The organism is Stenotrophomonas maltophilia group sp. P373, from assembly GCF_053295075.1.
Genome location: NZ_CM129994.1, coordinates 2,545,873 through 2,570,394, shown reverse-complemented (window position 1 = coordinate 2,570,394; position 24,522 = coordinate 2,545,873). Strand labels below are relative to the sequence as shown.

Annotated in this window: 22 protein-coding genes; 12 read left to right on the top strand and 10 right to left on the bottom strand. The window is 67.9% G+C overall.

What is annotated here, in order from left to right; all coding sequences use genetic code 11:
* Positions 1-41 precede the first annotated feature (41 nt).
* Positions 42-683, bottom strand: a complete 642-nt coding sequence (locus tag ACSYHF_RS11940; protein ID WP_447575686.1) for a hypothetical protein — start codon at positions 681-683, stop codon at positions 42-44.
* A gap of 183 nt (positions 684-866) precedes the next feature.
* Between ACSYHF_RS11940 and ACSYHF_RS11935 the strand changes: the two genes are divergently transcribed.
* Entirely contained in the window at positions 867-2,027 is a 1,161-nt protein-coding gene (locus ACSYHF_RS11935) for an amidohydrolase family protein (RefSeq protein ID WP_447575685.1), read from the top strand.
* Between the two features lie 48 nt (positions 2,028-2,075).
* On the opposite strand, the gene ACSYHF_RS11930 is transcribed toward ACSYHF_RS11935, so the two are convergent.
* The 3 genes from ACSYHF_RS11930 to ACSYHF_RS11920 all read right to left on the bottom strand — a co-directional run bounded on the left by ACSYHF_RS11930 (position 2,076) and on the right by ACSYHF_RS11920 (position 4,206).
* On the bottom strand, positions 2,076-2,513 hold the full coding sequence (locus ACSYHF_RS11930; RefSeq protein WP_447575684.1) for a DUF3806 domain-containing protein: 438 nt from the start codon (positions 2,511-2,513) through the stop codon (positions 2,076-2,078).
* 175 nt (positions 2,514-2,688) lie between these two features.
* On the bottom strand, positions 2,689-3,162 hold the full coding sequence (locus ACSYHF_RS11925; RefSeq protein ID WP_111128793.1) for a DUF3806 domain-containing protein: 474 nt from the start codon (positions 3,160-3,162) through the stop codon (positions 2,689-2,691).
* Between the two features lie 162 nt (positions 3,163-3,324).
* On the bottom strand, positions 3,325-4,206 hold the full coding sequence (locus ACSYHF_RS11920) for a LysR substrate-binding domain-containing protein (RefSeq protein WP_005417024.1): 882 nt from the start codon (positions 4,204-4,206) through the stop codon (positions 3,325-3,327).
* Between the two features lie 115 nt (positions 4,207-4,321).
* Between ACSYHF_RS11920 and ACSYHF_RS11915 the strand changes: the two genes are divergently transcribed.
* Together ACSYHF_RS11915 and ACSYHF_RS11910 are read left to right on the top strand one after the other, a co-directional pair.
* On the top strand, positions 4,322-5,023 hold the full coding sequence (locus ACSYHF_RS11915) for an ankyrin repeat domain-containing protein (RefSeq protein WP_065185738.1): 702 nt from the start codon (positions 4,322-4,324) through the stop codon (positions 5,021-5,023).
* Positions 5,024-5,077: 54 nt separating this feature from the next.
* Positions 5,078-6,535, top strand: a complete 1,458-nt coding sequence (locus ACSYHF_RS11910; RefSeq protein WP_447575683.1) for an amidohydrolase family protein — start codon at positions 5,078-5,080, stop codon at positions 6,533-6,535.
* 89 nt (positions 6,536-6,624) lie between these two features.
* On the opposite strand, the gene ACSYHF_RS11905 is transcribed toward ACSYHF_RS11910, so the two are convergent.
* A complete protein-coding gene (locus tag ACSYHF_RS11905) occupies positions 6,625-7,554 on the bottom strand; it encodes a LysR family transcriptional regulator (RefSeq protein WP_447575682.1) in 930 nt (309 codons plus the stop codon).
* A gap of 93 nt (positions 7,555-7,647) precedes the next feature.
* Between ACSYHF_RS11905 and ACSYHF_RS11900 the strand changes: the two genes are divergently transcribed.
* Positions 7,648-8,841: an MFS transporter gene (locus tag ACSYHF_RS11900; RefSeq protein WP_032954258.1), complete on the top strand. Its 1,194-nt coding sequence runs from the start codon at positions 7,648-7,650 to the stop codon at positions 8,839-8,841.
* A gap of 594 nt (positions 8,842-9,435) precedes the next feature.
* Here the strand turns inward: ACSYHF_RS11900 and ACSYHF_RS11895 are convergent.
* The gene (locus ACSYHF_RS11895; RefSeq protein ID WP_005417012.1) at positions 9,436-10,089 is read right to left on the bottom strand and encodes a response regulator; all 654 of its coding nucleotides are present in this window, start codon (positions 10,087-10,089) and stop codon (positions 9,436-9,438) included.
* On the bottom strand, positions 10,082-13,111 hold the full coding sequence (locus ACSYHF_RS11890) for a sensor histidine kinase (protein ID WP_005417010.1): 3,030 nt from the start codon (positions 13,109-13,111) through the stop codon (positions 10,082-10,084). The genes ACSYHF_RS11895 and ACSYHF_RS11890 overlap by 8 nt, the downstream gene beginning before the upstream one ends.
* A 96-nt stretch (positions 13,112-13,207) precedes the next feature.
* On the opposite strand from ACSYHF_RS11890, the gene ACSYHF_RS11885 reads away from it, so the two are divergent.
* The 7 genes from ACSYHF_RS11885 (at position 13,208) to ACSYHF_RS11855 (ending at position 19,987) form a co-directional block, all read left to right on the top strand.
* On the top strand, positions 13,208-13,540 hold the full coding sequence (locus ACSYHF_RS11885; RefSeq protein ID WP_005417009.1) for a hypothetical protein: 333 nt from the start codon (positions 13,208-13,210) through the stop codon (positions 13,538-13,540).
* A gap of 50 nt (positions 13,541-13,590) precedes the next feature.
* Positions 13,591-14,034: a helix-turn-helix transcriptional regulator gene (locus ACSYHF_RS11880; protein WP_050562701.1), complete on the top strand. Its 444-nt coding sequence runs from the start codon at positions 13,591-13,593 to the stop codon at positions 14,032-14,034.
* On the top strand, positions 14,031-14,687 hold the full coding sequence (locus ACSYHF_RS11875; RefSeq protein WP_005417006.1) for a hydrolase: 657 nt from the start codon (positions 14,031-14,033) through the stop codon (positions 14,685-14,687). Before ACSYHF_RS11880 ends, ACSYHF_RS11875 begins: the two co-directional genes overlap by 4 nt.
* A gap of 2 nt (positions 14,688-14,689) precedes the next feature.
* Positions 14,690-15,115, top strand: coding sequence for a DoxX family protein (locus ACSYHF_RS11870; RefSeq protein WP_065185735.1), 426 nt, complete (start codon positions 14,690-14,692; stop codon positions 15,113-15,115).
* Positions 15,116-15,234: 119 nt separating this feature from the next.
* Positions 15,235-17,082, top strand: a complete 1,848-nt coding sequence (locus tag ACSYHF_RS11865) for an amidohydrolase (protein ID WP_171955791.1) — start codon at positions 15,235-15,237, stop codon at positions 17,080-17,082.
* Positions 17,061-18,344 (top strand): alginate export family protein, encoded by a 1,284-nt coding sequence (locus tag ACSYHF_RS11860; protein ID WP_447575681.1) that lies wholly within the window; start codon positions 17,061-17,063, stop codon positions 18,342-18,344. Before ACSYHF_RS11865 ends, ACSYHF_RS11860 begins: the two co-directional genes overlap by 22 nt.
* The gene (locus tag ACSYHF_RS11855) at positions 18,338-19,987 is read left to right on the top strand and encodes an MFS transporter (protein ID WP_134955825.1); all 1,650 of its coding nucleotides are present in this window, start codon (positions 18,338-18,340) and stop codon (positions 19,985-19,987) included. The genes ACSYHF_RS11860 and ACSYHF_RS11855 overlap by 7 nt, the downstream gene beginning before the upstream one ends.
* Before the next feature lie 102 nt (positions 19,988-20,089).
* Here ACSYHF_RS11855 and ACSYHF_RS11850 read toward each other — a convergent pair whose 3' ends face one another.
* The gene (locus ACSYHF_RS11850; protein WP_065196126.1) at positions 20,090-20,914 is read right to left on the bottom strand and encodes an alpha/beta fold hydrolase; all 825 of its coding nucleotides are present in this window, start codon (positions 20,912-20,914) and stop codon (positions 20,090-20,092) included.
* Between the two features lie 186 nt (positions 20,915-21,100).
* On the opposite strand from ACSYHF_RS11850, the gene ACSYHF_RS11845 reads away from it, so the two are divergent.
* On the top strand, positions 21,101-21,487 hold the full coding sequence (locus tag ACSYHF_RS11845; RefSeq protein WP_095377127.1) for a hypothetical protein: 387 nt from the start codon (positions 21,101-21,103) through the stop codon (positions 21,485-21,487).
* A gap of 76 nt (positions 21,488-21,563) precedes the next feature.
* On the opposite strand, the gene ACSYHF_RS11840 is transcribed toward ACSYHF_RS11845, so the two are convergent.
* A complete protein-coding gene (locus ACSYHF_RS11840; RefSeq protein ID WP_065178482.1) occupies positions 21,564-22,268 on the bottom strand; it encodes a DUF2968 domain-containing protein in 705 nt (234 codons plus the stop codon).
* Between the two features lie 99 nt (positions 22,269-22,367).
* Positions 22,368-24,521, bottom strand: coding sequence for a TadG family pilus assembly protein (locus tag ACSYHF_RS11835; protein ID WP_447575680.1), 2,154 nt, complete (start codon positions 24,519-24,521; stop codon positions 22,368-22,370).
* Position 24,522 lies beyond the last annotated feature (1 nt).

The following is a 24,522-nucleotide window of genomic DNA, read 5'->3' as shown; positions in this document are numbered from 1 at the left end:
TTCTGCTGTCTAGACACCGCGGTGATGGCGCGCGCGGTCGCCTAGGGCAGCGCCTGTTGCAGGTACGACTCGATGACGTAGCTGAAGGGCTGCTGCTGGCGATCGCGCAGCAGCGCGCGCACTTCCAGGACCACACCGTCGTCGCCTTCGCCACGCGGTGGCCAGAACGTCTGGTCGGCCAGGGTCTGGCGCTGGAAGCCGAGCGGGCCGACCACGCGGCCAAAGGGTTCGTCGGTGCTGTCCAGCACCTGGTTCATGGCCGGGCTGAGATGGTCCGGCAGGTACCAGTTGTCGGCCTCGGAGAGGACGCGGCTGCCACAGACCAGCTGTACGCGGCGGTAGCGCAGGGCGGTGCCCGGCGTCGCGCCCAGCGCCTGCAGAACGTCGGCGGGGGCAGACTTGTCCTGGCCGTGCACGCGCACCGCGCGCACCCGGGCTTGTTCGGCCAGCCCATGTTCGGCGCACCAGTGTTCCAGCGTGGCGGTGGCGCTCTGCCCGGACAGCACGCGCTGGTGCAGGCGCTCGACCAGTGCAGCCGGTGCGATGCGTTGCTGGCCCGGCGGCGACTGCAGCGGTGCAGCGGCCGCAGCATCAGTGGCGGACAGGCTGGCGATCGGGGCCGCAGCGAGCAGGGACGCGGCCTGCCAGCGGCGGAGGCGATCGTGGCGGTCGGACGGGCCCATGCGGCATCACAGCGGAAACAGGTGCCTATGGTACCCGTTCAGGCGTGTGCACGGCGTGGCTGCGAGCTCCGTCGCAACCGCGTTCATCGGATTGGTGAATATGTGGCATCCAGATATTTCGTTGGCCGATGGCAGCGCGGGCGCGCAGGATGGCGTCATGACTTGGCTTTCCGGGAGTTTCCGATGACGCTTCAGTTCGTCCATGGCGGTGTAGACCGCCACGGCGCGCCACTGCATTTCCATATCCGTGACGGCCGCATCAGTGGCCTCAATGGCGAGGCCTCGCCGGCCGACGGGGCGGAATGCGTCGACCTGCAGGGCTTCGCGGTCCTGCCCGGGCTGGTCGACGGCCACATCCATCTGGACAAGAGTTTTGTCGGCGACCGTTGGCACCCGCACCAGCCGGTGAACAGCCTGCGTGAGCGGCTGGCGGTGGAGAAGGCCGCGGTAGCGGGTGCCGCGCCGATGGTGGACCGTGCCGAGGCATTGATCCGCCAGTGCAGCCGCTTCGGCACGGTGGCCATGCGCTGCCACGTTGACATCGACGGCAGCACGGGTCTCGGCCATCTCGAAGCGGTGCGCGAGGCGGCACTGCGCTGCGCCGACATCATGCGGATCCAGCTGGTGGCGTTTCCGCAGGCCGGGGTGATTTCCTGTCCCGGCACCGCCGCCGTACTGGAGCAGGCCCTTGCAGCGGGCGTGGAGGTGCTGGGAGGCATCGACCCGACCACGCTGGATGGCGATGCTGAAGGCCAGCTGGCACTGCTGTTCGGCCTGGCCGAGCGCTATGGCGTGTGCCTGGACATCCACCTGCACGAGCCCGGCGAAACCGGACTGGCCCAGTTGCTGCGCATTGCCGCGCGGACCCGGGCCGCTGGCCTGCAGGGGCGGGTGGCGGTCAGTCATGCCTACTCGCTGGGCGACGTGCCGCTGGCGCGCGCGTTGCAGGTGGGCGAGGCGCTGGCGACGGCGGGCGTAGCGATCATGAGCAACGCGCCGGGGGATCATCCGTTCCCGCCGCTGCGTGCGCTGCATGATGCCGGCGTGCGCGTGTTCGCTGGCAATGACAACATCCGTGACTGCTGGTGGCCGTACGGCAACGGCGATCTGCTGCAGCGGGCGATGCTGCTGGGCTACCGCTCGGGCTTCTACACCGATGCAGACCTGATGCTGGCGCTGGACATGGTCACCACCCACGCCGCGCAGGTGATCGGGCTGCCGCAGCACGGCATTGCCGAAGGCCTGCCGGCCACCTTCGTGGCGGTGCGCGCCGATCACGGTCCGGCGGCCGTGGCCGCAGTGCCGGTGGAGCGACGCGTGGTGGTGGACGGCCGCTGGCTGTAGATCCAGGCCGCGCCAATCTCTGTAGCACCGAGCCATGCCCGGCGGCTTTCAGGCGTAATCGTCGGCGCGGGTAGCGACGAATTGTTCCAGCCACGCCAGCAGATGGGCGATGTCGATGACCTCGCCCTGCTCCACGCGCTTGAGCAGCAGGGTGCTGGCGCCGATCTGCAGGCTGCTGTCGGCATAGCGCAGCACCGCATCGATGCCCCAGGCATCGGTGACCTGCATCCAGGCCAGGCCCGGCACGCGCTGGGCCAGAATGTCACCGAACGCCACGCCCAGCGCTTCCCAGCCGCCGCAGTCGTCACGATCGATCAGTTCGGCATCGACCACGCGCTGCAATGTGCTGGCGGCCAGCGGCCATTGCACCGGCAACGTCGGGAAGCTGGCGGCCACGCGTGAGGCGATCCGTGCACGCTGGTGCTGCAGGTGCGTCTGCAGCGCCGCAGGCAGCGGATCGAAGCGGGTAGGGATTTCATCGGACATGGCAGGGCGCCGTGGGGCACGGAAACAACCGGCACTGTACGAGGCGATGATGTCTGCCGTGCGGCCGGATTGATCAGATATCGATGATCAATGCGCGAACTCTGGTTGCTTCCGCAGGTGCAGCATCAGGGTCCGTATACGTCATTCTGCGCGGCTCAATCGTCCTCTCATGGGCTCAGCTGGACTTGCGCGCTTGCTGGATGACGAACTCCTCGAGAGTTTCAAGCAGATGGTTGATCTCGATGGTCTCGCCTTCCTCGACGCGTTTGATCAACAGGGTGCCGGCGCTGACCATGATATTGGCGTCTCCATAGCGGAGAACCGCATCGACGCCCCAGGCATCCGTTACTTGGGTCCAGGCAAGTTCCGGTACACGCTGTGCCAGACAGTCACCGAATGCGACCCCCAGTGCTTCCCAGCCGTCACAATCATCGTGATCGATCAGCACTGCATCGACTACGCGTTGCAGCGTGCTCGGCAGCAGCGGCCATTGAACAGGCACGGCGGGGAACGCAGATGCGACAAGGGCAGCAACCTGTGCACGCTGCTGCTGCATGTGCGCGATAAGTGCAGGTGGCAGCGGATCGAACCGCATGTCGGCTTCATCCTTCGGAGCTGGGGTCAAAGTAACCTGGTACGTGCTGGTCATAGGCGGGGTAATCCGGAGAAGGGCGTTCACCACCCTATCGCCCAGACCTTGGGTACGCCATCAGTGGGCCTTTTGCGACAAGCGTGTAATTGCGGGCACACCAGCGCCCTTTTCGATGCCGGATGCTCGTTTCCATCCACGCATGGCGTGGATCTACCGTGGTCAATCCGGTTCGCGCTGCACCTGCCGCCACAGCTCGCTGGCCAGTGCGCGCACGGCATCATCGGCGTCCGCGCGATGCAGCAGGCCGATCTCGTAGTTGTCGATCACCGGCAGCCCGCGCTCGCCATCGATGATGCGGTGCTCGCGCGTGACCGCGCGGCGCGGCAGCAGGCTGACGCCGATGCCATCAGCCACCGCGCCCTGGATGCCACTCAGCGACGAACTGGTGAAGGCAATGCGCCAGCGCAGGCCCAGCGCTTCCACGGCGTGGATCATCTCGTCGCGGTACAGCCCTCGCGGCGGGAAGGTGACCAGCGGCAGCGGGTCCTGCTGCAGGCAGCTGCTGCGCAGGCTGTCGATCCAGTGCATCGGCTCGTGCCGGCAATGCACCGCCTGGCGGCTGTTGCGGCGTTGCTTGACCAGCACCAGGTCCAGCTCGCCGTGGTCGAAGCCCTGGGCCAGGTCACGGCTCAGGCCGCTGCTGATCTCCAGCTTCACCTGCGGGTGGCGGCGGCTGAAGGCGGCCAGCATGCGGGTGGTCTGCGGGTTGACGAAGTCTTCGGGTACGCCGATGCGGACCGCAGTTTCCACCGTCGCGCCGGCCAGCGCCTGTGCCATTTCCTCGTTCAGGTCGAGCATGCGCCGCGCATAGCCGAGCAGGGTGTGGCCGGCGTCGGTGGGGTGTACATCGCGGTGGCCGCGCTCGAGCAGGCGATGCCCGGCCAGTTCCTCCAGCCGCCGTACCTTCTGGCTGACCGTGGACTGCGTCGAATGCAGGCGCGTGGCCGCCGTGGTGAAGCTGCCGCAGTCGGCCACCATCACCAGCGCCCGCAGCAGGTCCAGTTCGAACAGGGTTCTATTCGATTTGGCACTGTCTTGCATTTGAACATTTCACTTCTGGATACCCAGGCCGACTTCTACCATGCGGGGCAGGGGCCGGCAATGCGCGGCCCCTGCGACCATCGCCCTGCGGCGATGGAGAAAAGGAGACACCGTGATGCGCTTCCATTGCCCTGCTGGCTGGCCTGCACCGTTCACGCGCGTGCTGTTGTTGTGTCTGCTGGCCATGGTCACCCCTGCCTGCACTGCCACCTCCAGAGCCGACGCAGACGCGCGCCTGCGTGATGCCGCCAGCCGCGGCGACGCCGATGCGGTGCGACAGGCGATCGAGGATGGCGCCACGCTGGAGGCGCACGATGGCCAGGGCCGCACGGCGCTGCTGCTGGCCACGCAGGGCAACAACGTGGATGCCGCGCGCGAACTGATCGAGGCCGGGGCGGACGTCAATGCCAAGGATGCGCTGCAGGACAGTGCCTACCTGTATGCCGGCGCGCGCGGCCTGGATGAGATCCTGGCGATGACCCTGGCGCACGGCGCCGATCTGCGCAGCACCAACCGCTATGGGGGCACTGCGTTGATTCCGGCCGCCGAGCGCGGCCACGTCAGCACCGTGCGCATGCTGCTGCGTGCAGGTGTGGCGGTGGACCACGTCAACCGCCTGCACTGGACCGCGCTGCTGGAAGCGATCCTGCTTGGCGACGGTGGTGAACGCCATGTGCAGATCGTGCAGCTGCTGCTGGAGGCCGGTGCCGACCCGGAGCTGGCCGATGGCGATGGCGTAACGCCACTGGCGCACGCGCGCCAGCGTGGCTATGCCGGCATTGAAACCCTGCTGCGCCAGCACGGCGCGGCGCGCTGAACCGCTACTCCTTCCACCCGCACGCTGGCCGTGCCTACCAGGATGCTGTCCATCATGTTCCGTTCCCGCCCGTTGTCCCTTGCCATCCTTCTTGCGGTGGCGCCGCTGTCGGTATCTGCTGCCGAGCGCGCCGACCTGCTGATCCGCAATGCCATCGTGGTCGACGTCGAGCACGCCAGCACGCGGGCCGGGCAGAGCGTGGTGATCCGCGGCGAGGACATCGTCGCGGTGGGCCCGGACGCGCAGCTGCGCAGCCAGTGGAGCGCGGCCCGCCAGATCGATGCCAAGGGCAAATACCTGATCCCGGGGCTGTGGGACATGCACGTGCACTTCGGTGGTGGCCCGGCGCTGATCGAAGAGAACAAGGCACTGTTGCCGCTGTACATCGCGCACGGCATCACCACCGTGCGTGACTGCTCCGGCGACCTGCCCGAGCAGGTGCTGCAGTGGCGTGGCGAGATCGCCAGGGGCGCGCTGTTCGGCCCGCGCCTGCTCAGCTCGGGCGCGAAGATCGAAGGCATCAAGCCGGTCTGGAAGGGCACGATCGAAGTGGGCAGCGAGGCCGACGTCGACAAGGCGATCACCCGCCTGCAGCACGACAGGGTCGACTTCGTGAAGATCACCGACAGCACGCTGAAGCCGGATCTGTTCCTGTATTCGGCCAGCGCAGCGCGCAAGGCCGGCTTCAAGGCCTCGGGCCACATTCCGATGGCGCTGACGGTGGAGCAGGCGGTCGATGCCGGCCTGGCCTCGATCGAGCACCTTGACTACGCATTCAAGGCCGGCAGCAAGGACGAAGCGAAGATCGCCGCCGACTTCGGCGCCGGCCGCATCGACCGCGCGGAAGCCAATCGCCGCCTCGACGCCAGCTTCGACCGTGACACCGCGATGCACGCCTACCGTGATTTCGCCAAGCGCGGCGTATTCGTGACCCCGACCCTCAACGGTGGCCGTATCCTCGATTTCCTGGACCAGGATGACCACGCCAACGATCCGTACCTGGCCTACATCGGCCCGGGCCTGCGCGCGACCTACCAGTGGCGCGTGGACCGCGCCGCGAAGGCGACGCCGGCACAGATCGAGGCGCGCCACGCGCAGTACCACCAGGTGGCGGCCGTGCTGCCGTTGCTGCAGGAGGCGGGCGTGACGATCATTGCCGGCACCGATGCGGGCTTCCTCAACTCGTTCAACTTCCCGGGCATCGCCCTGCACCAGGAACTGCAGCTGTTCGTGAAGGAGGGCCTGAGCGCGCCGCAGGCGCTGTCGGCCGCAACCCGTTCCGGCCCGGCCTGGTTTGGCCAGATGGACCGTTACGGTGATGTCGCGCGGGGCAAGGCCGCCGACCTGGTGCTGCTGACCGCCAACCCACTGCAGGACATCGCCGCCACCGAGAAGATCGACAGCGTGATCCTGCGCGGCAACGTGTATGACCGCGCCGCGCTGGACAAGATGCTGGCCGACACCAAGGCCAAGGTCGCGGCGTGGAATGCAGAGGCGGCGAAAGCTGACTGATTGCGGGGTTGGACGGAATCCACGCATGGCGTGGATCTACCCGTACCCTCAGTAGATCCACGCCATGCGTGGATGATGCGGCCGATGACCTAACGCGGTGCCGGCCGCATGCCGTGCAGCTGCGGCAGTGCGGCCTTCATCGCATCGATGAAGGCGCGCAGCCGTGGCGGCTGCTGGCGCGCGGCAGGAAACACGACGTGTACCGGCAGTGCCGGTGCCTGCCAGTCCGGCAGCAGCTGCACCAGCCGCCCTTGTGCGAGGTCGTCGGCCACCAGCCAGGCCGAGACCACCGCTGCGCCCAGCCCGGCGCGCGCAGCCTGCTGTACCACGAACAGGTTATCGCTGAGCAGGCGCGGGCTGATTGACAGCGTATGCGCCCGGCCCTGCGCATCATGCAGCAGCAGGCGTTCGCGGTAGTAGGTGACCAGCGAGATCCACGGCAGTGACTGTGCCTGTTCCGGCGTACTGACCGCCGTGGCGTCCACCAGCGAGGGCGCTGCCACGACGATGCGCGGCACTTCTGCGAGCGGCAGTGCAACCATGCGCGGTTCGTCGACAGGGCCCACCCGCACCGCGCAGTCGATGCCTTCTGCGATGAAATCCGGGCGACGATCTTCAAGGATCCACTCCAGGCACAGCTGCGGGTGCTGGGCGAGGAATGCGAGCATGGTAGGCAGCAGCTGCGCCTGGCCAAAGGCGTGCGGCACCATCACCCGCAGGCGTCCGCGCAGCGTTTCCGGTTCGCCGTTCAGCTCGGCCTGCAGCGACTCCCATTCGTCGACCACGCGCTGCGCATGACGCTGGCAGCGCAGGCCGTCCTCGGTCAGTTGCAGGCCATGGGTGGAGCGCTGCAGCAGGCGCAGGCCGAGCTGCCGCTCCAGTGCCTGCAGGCGTCGGCTGACCGTCGGCTGGGTGGTGCCCAGCTGCAGGGCCGCAGCAGACAGGCTGCCGGCATCGACGATGCGCAGGAAGGTGCGCAGCAGATCCAGGCGATCAGCGCCGGTGGCGAGGTCATTCATGCGTGTGGCGTATGAAATATATGTGCCAGAGCCTACTACAGACGTTTGGCGAATACAGGCAGGATACGCCCACTTCCTCTACGGGGCTCCCCCATGTCTACCCCCTCGCTGTCTGTTGCGGCCGCACCGGCGACCGTGCCTTCCGCCCCATTGGTGCTGGCAATGGCGGCCGGTGCCGGCTTCTCGGTCGCGTCGCTGTATTACAGCCAGCCCATGCTGGGCCTGATCGCCCAGGACCTTGGCGCCGGTGAGCGCGCCGCCGGCCTGGTGCCAACCTTGACCCAGCTCGGCTACGCACTGGGTATCCTGCTGCTGGCACCGCTGGGCGATCGCTTCGACCGCCGCCATCTGATCCTGTTGAAGTCCGCGCTGCTGGCGCTGGCACTGGGCGCCGCCGCGATGGCCGGGCACCTGCCGGGCCTGCTGATGGCCAGCCTGCTGGTCGGGCTGATGGCAACGCTGGCGCAGGACATCGTTCCCGCCGCTGCGGTGCTGGCACCGGATGCGCAGCGCGGCCAGATCGTCGGCCGGGTGATGACCGGCCTGCTGCTCGGCATCCTGTTGTCGCGGGTGGTCAGTGGCGTGGTGGCTGAAGCGTGGGGCTGGCGCACGCAGTTCGTGCTGGCGGCGGTATCCGTGGCGGCGATGGGCGCGGTGATGGCGCGTGCACTGCCGCGTTTCGCGCCGACCAGCACGCTGCGCTATCCGGCGTTGCTGGGTTCGTTGCTGGCGTTGTGGCGCGAGCAGCCGCAGCTGCGCCGTGCGGTGGCCAGCCAGTCGCTGCTGGCCGTGGGATTCAGCGCGTTCTGGTCGACCCTGGCGCTGATGCTGCATGCACGTCTGGGCCTCGGCAGTGCGGCGGCGGGTGCGTTCGGTATCGCCGGTGCGGCCGGTGCATTGGCCGCGCCGTTTGCCGGCCGTTTCGCTGATCGACTGGGGTGCCATGCGGTGGCACGGCTGGCGATTGCGGTGGCGCTGCTGGGCTTCGGCCTGCTGCTGGCCGAAGCCTGGTTGCCGGCCGCCGCGCTGTTGCCGTTGCTGGTGGTGAGTGCGCTGCTGTTCGACTTCGGCTTCCAGTCGGCGCTGGTGGCGCACCAGACCCTGGTCTACGGGCTGGTGCCGCCGGCACGCAGCCGGCTCAATGCGCTGTTGTTCACCGGCATGTTCATCGGCATGGCCGCCGGTGGTGCGCTGGGCAGCCTGGCGCTGGCGCAGTGGGGGTGGCACGGCGTGGCCTGGCTGGCGGTGGTGTGTGCGGGCGGCAGCCTGGCACTGCGTTTGAAGTAGGGGGTTGTTCGGCAGGGCTTGCAGCCCTGCACCTGCTGGAGGCAACAGCAACAGCAACAGCAACAGCGGGGTTCCTGTAGGGAGGCGGGGTGGGTCCGGTTGCGGGGGACGCCGTGAATCCCCAGTCCGGCCCAGCCGCTGGCGGCTGGGCGTTCGGGCGCTTGCGAAGCAATGCTTCGCAAGCGAAGCGCCCTCACCCATGGAGGCTCGATCGCGCCATCCATGGCGCTCACTGATCTGGCCCCCCGCAACCGGACCCCCCCCGCCTTCTGTTGGAATGGCTCTTGGGGTCAGATCCGTTTTCCGGAGGAAAACGGATCTGACCCCAGATTGATTTCGATATCTGAGAGAAGTGTCGACCAAGGTCGACGCCTACCGACAGCCGCAGGAATCTGTCAGAGGTGGGGCGGTGTCGGAGTGCGGGGTGTCAGCCGCATGGATGCGGCTGCCAAGCTTACAGGGACGTACTTGCAGCGTCCCCGTACTCCGACACCGCCGCGCCATCCCACGGAAAGCCCGCTTTTGCTGTTGAGGTTGCCGGCCAGCGGCCGGCACTACCGCGGGTGCAGGGCTGCAAGCCCTGCCGCCCCCCCCCTAATCGTGACCGCTGTCGTCCAGGCTGATGATGCCGCGCCGCAGCGCCTGGGTTACCGCATGCGTGCGATCACCCACGCCGAGCTTGTCCATCAGGCTCTTCATGTGCGCCTTCACCGTCTGCTCGGAAATCTGCATGCGCTCGCCGATGCGCTTGTTCGACAGCCCTCCGGCCACGTGCCGCAGTACCTCGGTCTCGCGCGGCGACAAGCGATCTTCCACTACATGCGCGGCGATGCTGGCCGCCACGGCCGGGGGAATCGGTGCGCGCCGGCCGCCGGCGACCATGCGGATGGTGTCGACCAGTTCATGGCGCAGCATGTCCTTCAGCAGGTACGCGCTGGCGCCGGCCTGCAGCGCCCGCACCGCACGTACGTCACCACGGTAGGTGGTCAGCACGATGATGCGCGCGCGCGGATCCATCGCGCGGATCCGCACGATGGCTTCCACACCATCCAGGCGTGGCATCTGCAGGTCCATCAGTACCACGTCTGGCTGCAGCTGCTGATAGCGCGCGATGGCTTCCTCGCCATCGGCGGCCTCGCCGAGCAGGCGCAGGTCGGAATGGGCGCCCAGCAGCGCAGCCAGGCCGTCACGCAGCAACGGGTGATCATCGACCACCAGTACGCCGATCGGGGTAGGGGATTCAGTCATGGCTCGTTCTGCTCCAGGGCCAGCGCCAACGCGATGGGCGGCGGTGATACAGGCGACGGGCGGGAACCGCCAGCGCGACCTCGGTGCCCAGCCCGGGGCGGGTCCACAGCTGCAGTTCCGCGCCGAGGCGCTGGGCGCGCTCACGCATGCCCTGCAGGCCCCAATGGCCATGGCCGGCGTTCTCGTCGGCAATGCCGGCGCCGTCGTCGCGCACGTGCAGCAGGAAGCAACGCGTGCCATAGGACAGTTCCACTTCAATGGCACTGGCATTGGCATGGCGCAACGCATTGCGGATGGCCTCGCGCCCGATCAGGAACACCTCTTCGGCCGCGTCGGCCTGCAGCGGTGGCGTCGCGCCTTCCACGGTCAGGCGCAGGGGATTGATGCCATGCCCGGCGTATTCGGCGTGCACGTCGGCCAGCGCCGAAGCGAGGTCGCGGCCCGCGAACGGCGCCTCGCGCAGCGCATTGACCCGCTCGCGACCCTCGGCCAGGTTGCGCTCGGCCAGCTGCATCGCTGACTCAAGCTGGCTGCGCACCGGCTCTGGTGTCTGCGCTGACTGGCTGATCGCGTGCAGGCGCAGGATCAGGCCCTGGCTACCCTGCAGCAGGGTGTCGTGCAGGTCGCGCGCGATGCGTTCGCGCTCGCCGTTGCGTTCCTGCAGTCGGGCGCGGAACAGTGCGGCCAGCTGCCCGCTGCGGATGCGTACCGCCAGCACCAGCAGTGCAAGCACGGCGGCGGTGCACAGCAGCTTGAACCACACGGTCTGCATGAAGGTGGGAGCGATGCGGAAGCTGCGGCTGGCCGGTGCGGTGCTCCAGATGCCGTCCTCGTTGGCGGCTTCCACCTCGAACCGGTAGCTGCCGGGCGCGAGGTTGGTGTAATACGCACGTGTGCTGCTGCCAGCGTCCTGCCAACCATCATCCACGCCCGACAGGCGGTAGCGGTATCGGTTGCGCTCCGGACGTGCCAACGACAGCGCCACGTAATCGATCTGCAGCTGGCTGGTGCCGGCCGGGAGACGCAGGCCATCGCGTAGCGGCGCGTGCTCGCTGCCATACAGCACCTCGCCGATACGCACGCTGGGAGCCATCGTATTGACGTGCGAGCGGGTGGTGTCCAGCCAGGCCAGGCCCTGGTTGGTGGCCAGCCACAGCAGGCCGTCGTCGGCCAGGGCGGCGGTAGCGATCGGTCCGCTCTGCAGGGCGATGCCGGGCATGCCGTCGATGGCATCGAACAGGCGTGGCGTCACTGGCAGACCGGTGCGCAGGGCACGGCGCAGCAACCCGCTTTCCATCCGTACCAGGCCACGGCTGCCGTTTAGCCACAGGTGCCCATTGGCATCGGCGACCATGCCGGTGATGCCCTCCAGGACACCGGCCATGTCGGTGTGCACCGGAACGAACCGGCCGTTGCCCAGCCGTGCCGCCAGCCCCGCTTCGCCGGCGACCAGCAGAAGGTCCCGGTGGTGCAGCATCGCGGTGATCGGCCCTACCGACAGGCCGTTCCCGGCGTCGAAGGTCTCGGTGCCATTCGCACCCAGGCGGCGCAGGCGGCCATCGGCATAGCCGAGCAGCAGCTGGCCATCGGCATCCAGCGCCAGCGATGAGCAGGCCTGCTCTGGCAGGCGGATTTCACGTTGCCACTGGTCATGCTGGTAGTGCAGCACCCCGCGTTCTCCGGCGCAGACCCAGGCCTGTCCGTCATCGGGGAACAACAGGGCATGCAGCGGCTGCCCGGTGAACGGCGCCGGCAGCGGGATCAATGTGGTGTGGCCGGCGACCGTGCGCGCGAGGTTGACCCAGTCGAACTGCCAGATCGGCGTGGGTGCCTGCCGAGCGGCGGCCTGCAGCTGCGTGGCGCTGCCATCGAGCAGGGGGCGCCGCAGGTCGTAGGGCTTGAGGTCTTCGCCATAGCCATACACGCGCCCATCGCTGGCCCGTACCAGCGAGCGGTAGGGATCGCTCGGGCCGACCACCAGGGCGTGCACGCTGCGTGCGCGGAAGCGGTTGAGGCCGAGATTGGTGCCGACCCAGAGATTGCCTTCGCGATCGACGATGATCGGCACTGCCGATGTGGCAGTCAGTCCTTGCGGCGAATCGAAGCGTTCCATTCGCACGGCCCGGGTGCCGTCGAAGGTGATGCGGGCGACGCCGCCGTGCGGGCTCATCGTGGCCCACAGCGCGCCATCGGCAGTGAACTGCAGGCGCGCAGCAACCAGTTCCGGCAACCGCCGCGCCTCACGTTCGCTGTCTGCCAGCAGACCCTGCGCGTTGGCCAGCGGCGAGGTGCCGCGCACCCGGTCGGCCAGCCACACTTCACCCTGCGGGCTTTCGGCCAGCGTCGCCATCTGCGAGACCGCGATGCCGGTGTCCTCGAACGCGGTCTGGCCCGCCGCACGCATCCAGATCTTCAGGTCGGCCAGCACCCAGAACCTGCCCCGGCTGTCGTGCAGCACCCACTGCACACGGCGCTCTGGCAGGCCGGCAGCGGCCGGCAGTGGCTGCCAGCGATGTCCGTCAAAGCGGCGCAGCCCGCCATTGATCGCCGCCCAGAGCTGGCCCTGGCGATCCTGGCTGAAGCGTGGGACCACGCCGACCGGCACCCCCTGCTCGCGGCCGTAGCTGCGCAGCTGCCCATGCGTGAACTGGCTGATGCCGGCCTGGAAGTAGCCGATCCACAGCGCACCGCCGGCGGCATGCGCCAGCGTGACCATGTTGGTGGACGGGAACTGGCTGCCGGCGGGCGCCGCCTGCCGTTCGAAGCGACGGCCATCGAAGCGGTACAGGCCCGAGCCGGTAGCCAGCCACAACAGGCCCTCACGGTCCTGGGCAATGTCCCAGATATCGCCCGGCGCGCCCTGGCCGACACGCCAGGCGGTGTGTTCGTAATCGGGCAGCCCGCCGCTCACCGGCGGGCGCTGCACGGCAAAGGCGGGCAGGGAGGTCAACAGGAGCAGGCACGTCAGCAGCGTCGGCAGGCGACGCACGGACGGGAAGGGGCGGCCACGCATGGCGCGCATTCTGGCAGGTGTGGGGCAGTCCGGGGTGACCCGAACGGGGTAGGCGGCGTGCGCCGGCGTCGGCTATCACGCCGGCATGCCCTCCGGAGCCCCGCCATGCAGCGCCTGTTCGTGATGTTCCCCGACCGCGGTCCGGGCATCGGCCTGCTGTGGTTGCGGTTGTGCCTGTCCGCTGCGCTGTTCACGCCCGGCATGCAGGCGGGCGGGTGGTCGGCGTTGTGCCTGCTGGCAGTGCTGATGCTCGTGCTGGGTGCGTTGACGCCGCTGGCGGCGCTGATGGCGGCCGTGGGCATGTTCGCGCAGCAGGCTCCGTGGCCGCAGGCGGTGCTGCCATTGGCGCTGTTGATGCTGGGCCCTGGCGCCTATTCATTGGATGCGCGGTTGTTCGGGCGCCGCCTGCTCGGCCGTCGGCCTCCCCCATTCGGGTAGGTGCTGGCCTCGACCGACGGGGGTAGGGCATCACGCAGGGGTCACGCACCATGGGGCACCCCTTCGCGGCGTCCCGCATGGCCACCCTCTTCCCGCCTGATCCGCCCGCCGCTTCACTGGCACCGCAACAGGCCGCCGCGTTGCAGCGCGCCCTTCGCTATGTCGATGAGCATCTGTCGCAGCCGCTGCGGGTGACCGAGCTGGCGGCGGCCGCCTGCGTCAGCCGCTTCCATCTGGTACGCCTGTTCCGCGCCGGTACCGGCGCCAGCCCGCTGCGCTATGTCCGCCGCCGTCGCATCGAGCGCGCGCGCCAGCTGCTGCCGGGCGCGCAGCTGCCGATGGCCTGCCTGGCCCAGCAGCTGGGCTTCTTCGACCAGAGCCATTTCGTCCGCAGCTTCCGCGCGGAGACCGGCTGCAGCCCCGGCCAGTACGTTGCCGGCGATGCCGCCCTGTTGCATCCCCTTGATCGTGTTTCCAACGGAGTCCACCCATGAGCCTTGCCACCGCCACTCCCGCCCCGGCGCTGCTGTCGCCGACCGACCACGCCCTGGTGCTGATCGACTTCCAGTCGCAGATGGCGTTCGCCACCCACACCATCGACATCTCCGCGCTGCGCAACAACGTGTCGCTGATCGGCAAGGGCGCCAAGGGCTTCAATGTACCGGTCGTGCTGACCACAGTCGCCGAAGCATCGTTCTCCGGGCCGATGTTCCCGGAACTGCCGCAGATCTTTCCGGGCCAGACGGTGTTCGATCGCACCTCGATGAACACCTGGGAAGACCAGCCTGTGATCGATGAGATCAACCGCATCGGCAAGCGCCGTCTGGTCATCGCCGGCCTGTGGACCAGCGTCTGCATCGTCGGCCCGGCACTGTCGGCGCTGGCGCAGGGCTTTGAGGTGTATGTGATCACCGATGCCTGTGGCGATGTCAGCGAGGAAGCGCACGAGCGTGCGATCACCCGTATGGTGCAGGCCGGCGCGGTGCCGATGACCAGCGTGCAGTACCTGCTCGAACTGCAGCGCGACTGGGCACGGGGTGAAACCTACGACCTGACCACCGGCATTGCGCGCGATCACGCTGGCGGCTACGGCATCGGCATCCAGTACGCCAAGCGGATGTTCGGTGCGCAGGAAGGCGGGCACTGAGCATGGTTGCCGGCCATGGCCTCGACCTGGCCCTGCTGATGCTGCGCGTGGCGGCAGGAGGCTTCCTGCTGCCGCACGCGCTGGGCAAGCTGTTCGGCTGGTTCGGGGGGCCGGGGCTTTCCGGCTTCGCCACCGAGCTGCGCGGTTTCGGGCTGCCGGCAGTGGCACCGTTGCCATTGCTGTTGGCCTTGCTGCAGGTGTTGTCCGGGCTGGCCGTGCTGCTGGGGTGGCAGACCCGCATCGCCGCCCTTGCGGCGGCTGCCTTCATCGGCTTCACCGTGCTGTTGGCCCTGCCCAAGGGCTGGTTCTGGATGCGCGGCGGCAGTGAGTACCCGTTGATGTGGACCACGGTGCTGCTGGCCCTCGCGCTGGCCGGCCCCGGCGCCTGGGCGCTGGACGGCCAACGCCTTCCGGGAGAATTCGCATGAGTCACGATCCCCTCGATCACGGCCGCCGCAACGTGGTGCTGGCCAGCGGCGCCGCTGTTGCGCTCGGCCTGGCAGGTCGCGCCGGTGCCGCACTCGATTCCACTTCCAAGGAGCGTCGCATGAGCACGCTGGTCATCCGCAATGCCCGCATCACAACCCTCGACCCGCAGCAGCCACATGCGCAGGCGCTGGCTGTACAGGAAGGCCGCATCGTCGCCGTCGGCAGCGACGAGGAGATCATGCGCGGCTGGGGCAATGAAGCGACGCTGATCGACGCGCAGGGCCGGCGCCTGCTGCCCGGCCTCAACGACAGCCACACCCACCTGATCCGTGGTGGCCTGAACTACAACCTGGAGCTGCGCTGGGACGGCCTGCGTTCGCTGGGCGACGCCCTGGACATGCTGAAGGCCCAGGTAGACCGTACTCCCGCGCCGCAGTGGGTGCGCGTGGTCGGTGGCTTCACCGCCGCGCAGTTCAACGAGAAGCGCCTGCCGACGCTGCAGGAGCTCAACGACATCGCACCGGATACGCCGGTGTTCCTGCTGCACCTGTATGACCGCGCACTGCTCAACCGCGCCGCGCTGCGCGCCTGCGGCTACAGCAAGGACACACCGGATCCGCCGGGTGGCCAGATCGTGCGCGATTCGCTGGGCAACCCGACCGGGCTGCTGCTGGCCAAGCCCAATGCGCTGATCCTGTACGCCACGCTGGCCAAGGGCCCGCGCCTGCCGATCGAATACCAGGCCAACTCGACGCGCCATTTCATGCGCGAACTGAACCGGCTTGGCATCACTTCGGTGATCGACGCCGGCGGTGGCTTCCAGAACTACCCCGAGGACTACCAGGTCATCGAGCAGCTGCATCGCGATGACCAGCTGACGGTGCGCATCGCCTACAACCTGTTCACCCAGAACAAGGGCAGGGAAGTGGATGACTTCCGTGGCTGGAGCGAGATCCTGCAGCCGCGCCAGGGCGATGACCTGCTGCGCCACAACGGCGCGGGCGAGATGCTGGTGTTCTCCGCCGCCGACTTCGAACTGTTCAACGAGCCGCGCCCGGAACTGCCGCCGGAGCTGGAGCCCGAACTGCACGACGTGGTGAAGCTGCTGGTCGAGAAGCGCTGGCCGTTCCGCATCCACGCCACCTACGACGAGAGCATCACCCGCATCCTGGATGTATACGAACAGGTCAACCGCGAGGTGCCATTCGATGGCCTGCACTGGTTCATCGACCACGCCGAGACCATCACTCCGCGCAATATCGAGCGCATCCGCGCGCTGGGTGGGGGTATCGCCGTGCAGCACCGCATGGCCTACCAGGGCGAAGCCTTCGTCGAGCGCTACGGCGTGCAGGCGGCACGGCACACGCCGCCGGTCAAGCGCATGTTGGCCGAGGGCGTGCCGGTGGGCGCAGGCACCGACGCCACCCGCGTGGCCAGCTACAACCCGTGGGTGGCGTTGTCCTGGCTGGTGACCGGGCGCACCGTGGGCGGGTTGGCCCTGTATGGCGAGGAAAACCTGCTCGAACGCGAGCAGGCGCTGCGCCTGTGGACCCAGGGCAGCGCCTGGTTCTCCGGCGACGAAGCAGTGAAGGGGACATTGAAGGTTGGTCAGCTGGCCGACTTCATCCTGCTCTCGGCCGATTTCTTCCGCGTCGACGACGCGCAGATCGCTGACATCACCAGCATGCTGACCGTGGTCGGCGGGCGCATCGTGCACGCCGACGGCGATTATGCTGGGCTGGCGCCGCAGCTGCCGCCGGCGATGCCGGACTGGTCGCCGGTCAACCGGTTCGGTGGTTACCACGTTGGTGGTGCCGCCACCGGATTGGCCGCTGCCCATCGCCACCATCACGGTGTGGCCTGCAGTACGCATGGTGCTCACGGTCATGCCGCGCATCACGCGGCGCCGACCGATGACCTGGCCGGGTTCTGGGGCGCGATGGGATGCTCGTGCTTCGCGTTCTGAGCCTGGCGCTGCTGTCCGTGCCCTCGCTGGCGCTGGCCTGCGAGGGCGGCCGCTGCAGCGACGCGGGCAACGGCGAGCTGCAGCTGGACGCATCGCTGCGCCTGCGTGGCCTGTACTACGACCCGACCCGGTTCGGTATCGGCGGCAGCGAAGATGGCTATGGCCTGCTGCGCGCACTGGCTTCGGCCACCTATGTGGAGGACACCTGGCAGGCAAAACTGCAGCTGGGCGTGCATGCCGAGAATGGCAAGGCAGGCGGCCCGGGCCGCACCGACCGTGGTGCCTTGGACGTGCAGCAGGCGTACTGGCGCTGGCAGCGCGGTGGCTTCCATGTGCAGCTCGGCCGGCAGGAAGCCGGCTATGGCAGCTCGCGGCTGTTGTCGGTACGCGATGGGCCGAACATCCGCCTGGCCTTCGATGGTGCGCGCCTGGGCTGGAAGGGGCGGCTCGGCACGCTTGACCTGTTGGCCCTGCGGCCGGTCGAGAACCGGCCGGGTGCCTTTGATGATCGCAGCGAACACGGTGCGCACCTGTGGGGTGCCTATGCCACCGCGGCACGCGGGCAGGGCGTGGGACAGTGGGATCTGTACCTGCTGGACTATCGTCGCGACGGTGCGCGCTTTGCGGCGGGCTCGGGAACCGAGCGCCGGCAGACACTCGGTGCGCGCTGGTTCGGCCAGTCAGGTCCGCTGGACTGGAACAGTGAGCTGGTGGCGCAGGGCGGTGAACTGCGTGCCGCCACCGGCCCACTCGACGTCCGTGCCTGGACGCTGGCGACCGACACGGGCTGGCGCTGGAGGGAGCGGCCACTGCAACCGCGGCTGGGGCTGAAGGCCGACATCGCCAGTGGCGATGGCAACCTGCACGACCGGCGACTGGGCACCTTCAATGCACTGTTCCCGAAATCGGCCTACTTCAGCGAGGCCAGCCTGCTGGCCCCGGCCAATCTGATGGACCTGCAGCCGACCCTGACCCTGCGCCTGCACGACGCGGTGACGACGGAACTGGGCGTACAGATGGCCTGGAAGCATCGTCGTGCCGATGCGGTCTACACCACGCCGGCGCCGCTGGTGGCGTTGCCGGGCAGCGCCGGTGGCGCGCGCCGCATCGGCACCCAGTACAAATCCGAAACCCGCTGGCAGGCCAGCGAACACTGGCAATGGCAGCTGCAGCTGGCCTGGGTCGACGCCGGTCCTGCACTGAAGCAGGCTGGAGGCCAGGACACGCTGTTCGCCTCGATCGTTGGAGCATGGCAATGGTGAACGCAACCGCGTCGCAACCCCCCGTACAGGACGCAGGTGCCTGGTCCCCGCTGAAGATCCAGATGTTCCGTTCGCTCTGGCTGGCAATCCTGGCCAGCAACATCGGCACCTGGGTCAATGATGTGGCCGCCGCCTGGGTGATGGCCGAGCGCACCGGTTCGCCGCTGATGGTGGCCCTGGTGCAGTCGGCCACCACGGTGCCGATCGTGCTGCTGGCGCTCGCTGCCGGCACCCTGGCCGACATTGTCGATCGTCGGAAGTACCTGTTGGCGACCCAGGGCTGGATGCTGCTGGTGGCCGCAGCGATGGCTGCGTTGACCGCGATGGACCTGCTGACCCCGCAGTTGCTGGTGCTGCTGACCTTCTGCATGGGCTGCGGTGCGGCGATGGCAATGCCCGCGCAGGCCGCCATCGTCTCCGAACTGGTGCCACAGCCGATGCTGGCCTCGGCGGTGGCGCTGAACTCGATCGGCATCAATATCGCCCGTTCGATCGGCCCGGCCATCGGCGGCGTGATCGTCGCCCAGCTGGGTGCGGTCTGGGCGTTCGGCTTCAATGCCATCACCTTCGCCGCGATGCTGTTCGTGGTGTGGGGCTGGAAGCGCGACCCAAAGCAGTCGAGCTTGCCGCCGGAAGGCTTCGGTGCCGGATTGAAAGCGGGCCTGCGCTACGCGAGCCGTGCCGGACGGCTGCAGGCGGTGCTGATCAAGTCGGTCGGCTTCTTCTTCTTCGCCGCGGCAATGAACGCGCTGTTGCCGGTGGTAGTGCGTGGGCAGATGCAGGGTGGGGCGGGGCAGTACGGCATGCTGCTGGGCTGCATCGGCATCGGCGCAGTGGGTGGTGCGTTGCTGCTGCCGAAGCTGCGCGCACGGATGGATCGCGACCTGCTGGTGCTGCTGGCGACGTTGTCGCTGGCCCTGAGCCTGGTCGGGCTGGCGCTGACCCGCAGCTGGTACGTGCTTCCGGCGGTGATGCTGGTCAATGGTTTTGCGTGGATCACCGTGCTGTCGTCGCTGCAGATCGCTGCGCAGACTGCGGTTCCGGCATGGGTACGTGCGCGTGCGCTGGCGCTGTACATCATGGTGTTCTCTGCCGGCATGGCCGCCGGCGGCCTGAGCTGGGGCGCGCTCGCTCAGCGCACCTCGCCCGAACTGGCATTGCTGGTGGCAGCGGCCGGTGCGGTGATCGGTGGGTTGCTGGTGTGGCGCGTGCGCATCGCCGGCACCGAAGACCTGAACCTGCGCCCGGCCGGGCACTGGCCGGCACCCGAGCTGTCGGTGCCGGTGTCGAACGATCGAGGCCCGGTGCTGGTCACCATCGAGTACCGCATCGATGATGCTGATCGTGCCACGTTCCAGGCGCAGATGCGCGCGCTGGGCACGATCCGCCGCCGCGATGGCGCCGTGGTCTGGGGCGTGGTCGAGGACGTGGCCAGCCCGGGCATCCACCTGGAGTATTTCGTGACCCCGTCGTGGCTGGAGCACCTGCGCCAGCATGAGCGCATCACCGCCGACGACAAGGCGATCCAGGAAGTGCTGCGGGAACTGCATCGCGGTGAGCGCGCACCGGTGGTACGCCACTTCGTGGGTGGCCATGATCCGCTGCCGAAGACCGGGGTACCACACCATCACAGCGATATCTGACACAAAAAGGGGACGGAGGGGATTAAGTCGTTTGTGCACAAACGACTTAATCCCCTCCGTCCCCTTTTTTGCGGCGGCGCTGGGTAGCGCCGCCGCGATACCTCACTTGCGTGCGAACGCCAGCAGGTCGGCGTTGAACTGGTCGGCGTGGGTGATGGTCAGGCCATGCGGCGCACCGGCGTACACCTTCAGTTCGGCATCCTTGATGATCTGCGAGGACAGCTTGGCCGAGGCATCGAACGGCACGATCTGGTCGTCATCGCCGTGCACGACCAGCGCCGGCACGTCGATCTTCTTCAGGTCCTCGGTGTAGTCCACTTCCGAGAATTCGTGCACGCAGTCGTACTGGCCCTTGACGCCACCGAGCATGCCCTGCAGCCAGAACGCATCGCGCATGCCCTGGGTGACGTTGTTGCCATCCCGGTTGGCGCCGAAGAACGGGGTGGTCAGGTCCTTGAAGAACTGCGAACGGTCGCCGCCGGTACCCTTGCGGATGCCGTCGAAGACCTCCAGCGGGGTGCCGGCGGGGTTGCCAGCGGTCTTCAGCATCAGCGGCGGTACGGCGCCGACCAGCACCACCTTGGCCACGCGCGCGCTGCCGTGGCGGCCGATGTAATGGGCCACTTCACCGCCGCCGGTGGAATGGCCGACCAGGATCGCGTCCTTCAGGTCCAGCGCTTCGATCACCGCGGCCAGGTCATCGGCATAGGTGTCCATGTTGTTGCCGTTCCAGGTCTGGCTGGAGCGTCCGTGGCTGCGGCGATCGTGGGCGACCACGCGGAAGCCGTTCTGGCCCATGAACAGCATCTGCGGATCCCAGGCATCGGAAGACAGCGGCCAACCGTGGGCGAACACGATCGGCTGGCCGGTGCCCCAATCCTTGTAGAAGATGCGGGCGCCATCGGCGACGGTGACGAAGTTGCTCATTGCAGGTTCCTTGGCGGAAGGGAGGGAAGGCTTCGGCAGGATGCCGGTGCCTTCGGCAGTACAGCGCAGGCGCAGGCGACCGACTTGCACGGCTGTGCTGGATTGCATCGGATGTGACGCGTATCGCTCTGGCAGGACGGGAGCCGTATGCCGAGGATGAGCGCAGCCCGCCACAGGAACGCACGGATGCCCGCCATGCGATGGTCGCTGATGCTGTGCCTGCTGCTGCCCATGGCAGCGCCGGCACAGACCCATGTCTACAAGTGCGTTGATGGACCGCACCCGGTCTACCAGCAGACACCCTGCCAGGGGCGTGCCGCATGGCGCTGGGACGTGCCCGCGGAGCAGTCATTGTCCCGCGGCGCTGTGGCGCCAGCGGCCTCGACACCGAAGCCATCGCCGCGGCAACGGCGTGCGGCGCGGGCGCACGGTGCGCTGATCACGATCAGCACGGATGCGGCGGCCTGCGAGCGTGCCCGGCGTGATCGCGAGCAGGCGTTGCTCAAGCGTCGGCGCCTGGATTTCGTGCAGCGCCGGCAGCTGGATGACGCGGTCTACGGCGCCTGCCAGTGACGCGGGGACGCTGAAGTGCCGAAGACGACAACGGCGCCATAGGGCGCCGTCGCGTGGAGTACCGTGAGTGCAGCTCTCAGCGACCGTCGCTGGCGGCCGCCGGTGCGGGCGCGCTGTCCGGCTTGGGCAGGCTCAACTCCGGGTTGCCCTGTTCGGCCTGCAGGATCTGGATGCGGCGCTGCAGGGCGTCCAGCTGGCTGTTGGTGCTCTGCACGTCGGTGCTGAGGCTCACGGCCTGCTGCTGGGCCTGCTGCAGGGCGGCGCTGACCTGAGCCGACTGCGCCTGCTGCTGTTCCATTTCCTGCTGCAGGGTACGCAGGCGTTCCTCGTTGTAGGCCACCAGGCGCTCGGTGTAGCGCTTGCCGGCTTCAAGGCGGGTGGTGTCGATGTAGACCTGGGCCAGCTGTTCGGACTGCTGCGCGAAGGTGCGGTAGACGCGCTCGGCGTTGTCCACCGCATCGGTCTTGATCACCCGCCAGAAGTTCTTCTCCTGGAACAGGGCGACGTAGTAGGTCAGGGTGTTGGCATTGAACAGCAGGCTGGCGCCGTAGTTGCCGTTGTAGGTGGTGCGCAGCTCGGTCAGCTGGCGCGAGTCCATCAACTGCTTGAGTTCGTCCACGGTATTGCGCACCACCGGCGCGCTGCGCGCCGGTTCGGCTGCCGCCTCACGGTCGCCACGTGCAGCCATCGCTGCCGGTGCCACCAGCATCATGACCACGGCCAGCACTGCCGCGCTGCGCGCGTGCCGGGCAAAGACCGCGCCCCCTGAAGTTTCTCGCATGTCTAGACCATCCACGGATGAGTGTGGGTTGATATGAAGGTGGTTCCCCGCCGGGAGTCTAGCATGGGTGTGGGCGCCGCCAAGGGCGCCCGTCACCGGTCAGTAGACCAGTTGTGCGGTGCTGCACTGGATCGACTGCACATTGACGTCGGTCCGGCCCAGTTCAACGCCCAGCACGCTGGCCAGCAGGTTGGTCAGCAGGGTGCCGATACTGTTGAGCACCGGCCGCAGTGCGGCCAGGATCGGCTTCAGCAGGGTGCACAGCAGGCCGCTGCAGCTGACGCTGCCATCGGGGTTGGTGACACCCGTTCCCCCGCCACCATCGAGAAAGCCGGCCGGTGCGGTCTGGATGTAGGACGCCAGATTGTTGCGCACGCAGCCGTTGTAATCGATCAGGTTGCCGAGCAGGCTGTCGCAGCGGTTGATCAGCAGGCCGCCGACCAGCGAGCCGAGCAGACCGTCGAGCACGCCCAGTCCCTGGCCGGTGACCGTAACCTTCAGTGCATCCCAGACCGGCCCGTCCTTGTGGCAGGTGGTCAGGTTGAGCAGCCCGCACGCATATGGCAGCCCACCCGGCACGGTCCAGCTGTTCAGCGGAGCCAGCTGCTTGCCGGGATCGCCGTCGCGCAGCAGTGGAATGAGCTTGTCGATGTCGTAGCGTCCACCCGTGGGAAACGCCGCCTGCAGATAGCGATCGGCCAGCGCCTTGGCGGTGTCGTTGGCGTTCATGCCCTGCTTGGGCGAATTGAGCATGCCCGACAGCACCCGTAGCAGTTCGTTGACCAGGCTCGACACTGCGTCACCGATCGCGAGCGGGTTGAACCGGGTCGAGCCGGTCTCACCGGCGGCCAGGGTCAGGGTCTGCGTGCTGGTCAGGGCGGGCAGGGTAATCCTGTCGTTGATCAATGGTTGGCCCAGCAGCTTCAGCAGCTGTTCGTCCTGCAGCGTGGCATCGCAGACATTGGCCTTGGAGAAGCGCTGTGCGGGGTCGACATTGCCGACGCAGGCGCGCAGCACCGACGAGTCCACCTGGATCGTGGCCTTGGGTGGACTGCCGCCGCACTGGATGCCGGTCAAGGTGCCCATACCGTTGGCCACGTCGACGTGCAACGGCAGGTGCAGGCGCGTGCCAAGCAGGTTCAGCAGCGGCCCCAGCGCGAACAGGTTGTTGCTGTCCACGTCCGCCATCAGCCGCACCTGCGCGTTGTAGGCACGGCTGCCGACGCCGCCGATGGCGATCGATGGCGGCTCGACCACGCCGGCCTGGATCCTGATGCCCAGCAGGTCCAGTCCCTTGACCGCCACGCCGTTGCCATCGTTGGCGATGGAGATCGCGGTGTTGATCAGGTTGAGCACGTTGATCTGTGACTCCAGTGCGCTGCCGACCGTGCCGTCGGGCGAGACAACTTCGGCAAACAGGCCACCGCCGCCGGACTGGCTGCCAAGCACGATGTTGAGCTTGTTGATGTCCAGCTGGGTGGCAACCAGATCGGACAGGGCGCGCAGCTGCACCCCCACTGCGGAGTCACGGCCGACCACGGTGGCGGTAGCATCGACCAGCTGTGCCAGCGAAATCTTGTTGACCGACAGCAGGCGATTGAAGTCGGCCACGCTGAGGTTGGCGCTTACCGGTATGTTGAGCGCTTTCAGCAGGCCGGACGGAGTCACGTTGGCCTGCGCCAGGCCGTCATAGGACAGCACCGTGGCATTGGTGACGTCCAGGCCAACCAGGCGCAGGGTGGACAGCAGCACTGAATCGCCATTGGTCCGCAGCAGCTGCGAGCCGACCGCAAACACCGCGGTGGGTTCGGCACGGCGCGCCACGGCCTGCACGCTCACGGTGGGCAGGCTGGAAGTCTGACCGAAGAAGGGCAGCACGCTGCGCCCGGCGATCACCTGAACCGCATTGCGGGGATTGCTGGCATCGACGCTGGTGACGAAGCGGGTGCCGGTGCCACGGCTGGCGCTCCAGTTGCCGCAGCGGATCTGCAGGGTGCCTGCGAACCCGTTCTGGACCACCGCATTCTGCCGGGCAGCGCTGTTGTCGCTGTTGTCCGGGCTGCACAGCTCCAGCCGCTGTGCGCCGGCCAGTGCGGCAAGGTCGGCCACCTTCTGCGCATCACGCTTGGCCCAGAACAGATAGCCGATCTCGATCAGGCCCAGCATGGCCACCAGCGCCAGCATGACCAGCATCATCGTGACCGACATGCCGCCGCGTGCGCGGCTGAAACTGAACTGTCGTGTGCGTTTCATG

Excerpts from the sequence above, each read along its gene's own strand:
- ACSYHF_RS11860 (WP_447575681.1), top strand. The coding sequence starts at position 17,061 with ATGCTCGTGCTTCGCGTTCTGAGCCTGGCGCTGCTGTCCGTGCCCTCG.
- ACSYHF_RS11935 (WP_447575685.1), top strand. The coding sequence starts at position 867 with ATGACGCTTCAGTTCGTCCATGGCGGTGTAGACCGCCACGGCGCGCCA.
- ACSYHF_RS11880 (WP_050562701.1), top strand. The coding sequence starts at position 13,591 with ATGGGGCACCCCTTCGCGGCGTCCCGCATGGCCACCCTCTTCCCGCCT.
- ACSYHF_RS11910 (WP_447575683.1), top strand. The coding sequence starts at position 5,078 with ATGTTCCGTTCCCGCCCGTTGTCCCTTGCCATCCTTCTTGCGGTGGCG.
- ACSYHF_RS11835 (WP_447575680.1), bottom strand. The coding sequence starts at position 24,521 with ATGAAACGCACACGACAGTTCAGTTTCAGCCGCGCACGCGGCGGCATG.
- ACSYHF_RS11940 (WP_447575686.1), bottom strand. The coding sequence starts at position 683 with ATGGGCCCGTCCGACCGCCACGATCGCCTCCGCCGCTGGCAGGCCGCG.
- ACSYHF_RS11840 (WP_065178482.1), bottom strand. The coding sequence starts at position 22,268 with ATGCGAGAAACTTCAGGGGGCGCGGTCTTTGCCCGGCACGCGCGCAGC.
- ACSYHF_RS11900 (WP_032954258.1), top strand. The coding sequence starts at position 7,648 with ATGTCTACCCCCTCGCTGTCTGTTGCGGCCGCACCGGCGACCGTGCCT.
- ACSYHF_RS11890 (WP_005417010.1), bottom strand. The coding sequence starts at position 13,111 with ATGCGCGCCATGCGTGGCCGCCCCTTCCCGTCCGTGCGTCGCCTGCCG.
- ACSYHF_RS11845 (WP_095377127.1), top strand. The coding sequence starts at position 21,101 with ATGCCCGCCATGCGATGGTCGCTGATGCTGTGCCTGCTGCTGCCCATG.
- ACSYHF_RS11870 (WP_065185735.1), top strand. The coding sequence starts at position 14,690 with ATGGTTGCCGGCCATGGCCTCGACCTGGCCCTGCTGATGCTGCGCGTG.
- ACSYHF_RS11865 (WP_171955791.1), top strand. The coding sequence starts at position 15,235 with ATGAGCACGCTGGTCATCCGCAATGCCCGCATCACAACCCTCGACCCG.
- ACSYHF_RS11855 (WP_134955825.1), top strand. The coding sequence starts at position 18,338 with ATGGTGAACGCAACCGCGTCGCAACCCCCCGTACAGGACGCAGGTGCC.
- ACSYHF_RS11925 (WP_111128793.1), bottom strand. The coding sequence starts at position 3,162 with ATGACCAGCACGTACCAGGTTACTTTGACCCCAGCTCCGAAGGATGAA.
- ACSYHF_RS11885 (WP_005417009.1), top strand. The coding sequence starts at position 13,208 with ATGCAGCGCCTGTTCGTGATGTTCCCCGACCGCGGTCCGGGCATCGGC.
- ACSYHF_RS11930 (WP_447575684.1), bottom strand. The coding sequence starts at position 2,513 with ATGTCCGATGAAATCCCTACCCGCTTCGATCCGCTGCCTGCGGCGCTG.
- ACSYHF_RS11905 (WP_447575682.1), bottom strand. The coding sequence starts at position 7,554 with ATGAATGACCTCGCCACCGGCGCTGATCGCCTGGATCTGCTGCGCACC.
- ACSYHF_RS11850 (WP_065196126.1), bottom strand. The coding sequence starts at position 20,914 with ATGAGCAACTTCGTCACCGTCGCCGATGGCGCCCGCATCTTCTACAAG.
- ACSYHF_RS11895 (WP_005417012.1), bottom strand. The coding sequence starts at position 10,089 with ATGACTGAATCCCCTACCCCGATCGGCGTACTGGTGGTCGATGATCAC.
- ACSYHF_RS11920 (WP_005417024.1), bottom strand. The coding sequence starts at position 4,206 with ATGCAAGACAGTGCCAAATCGAATAGAACCCTGTTCGAACTGGACCTG.
- ACSYHF_RS11875 (WP_005417006.1), top strand. The coding sequence starts at position 14,031 with ATGAGCCTTGCCACCGCCACTCCCGCCCCGGCGCTGCTGTCGCCGACC.
- ACSYHF_RS11915 (WP_065185738.1), top strand. The coding sequence starts at position 4,322 with ATGCGCTTCCATTGCCCTGCTGGCTGGCCTGCACCGTTCACGCGCGTG.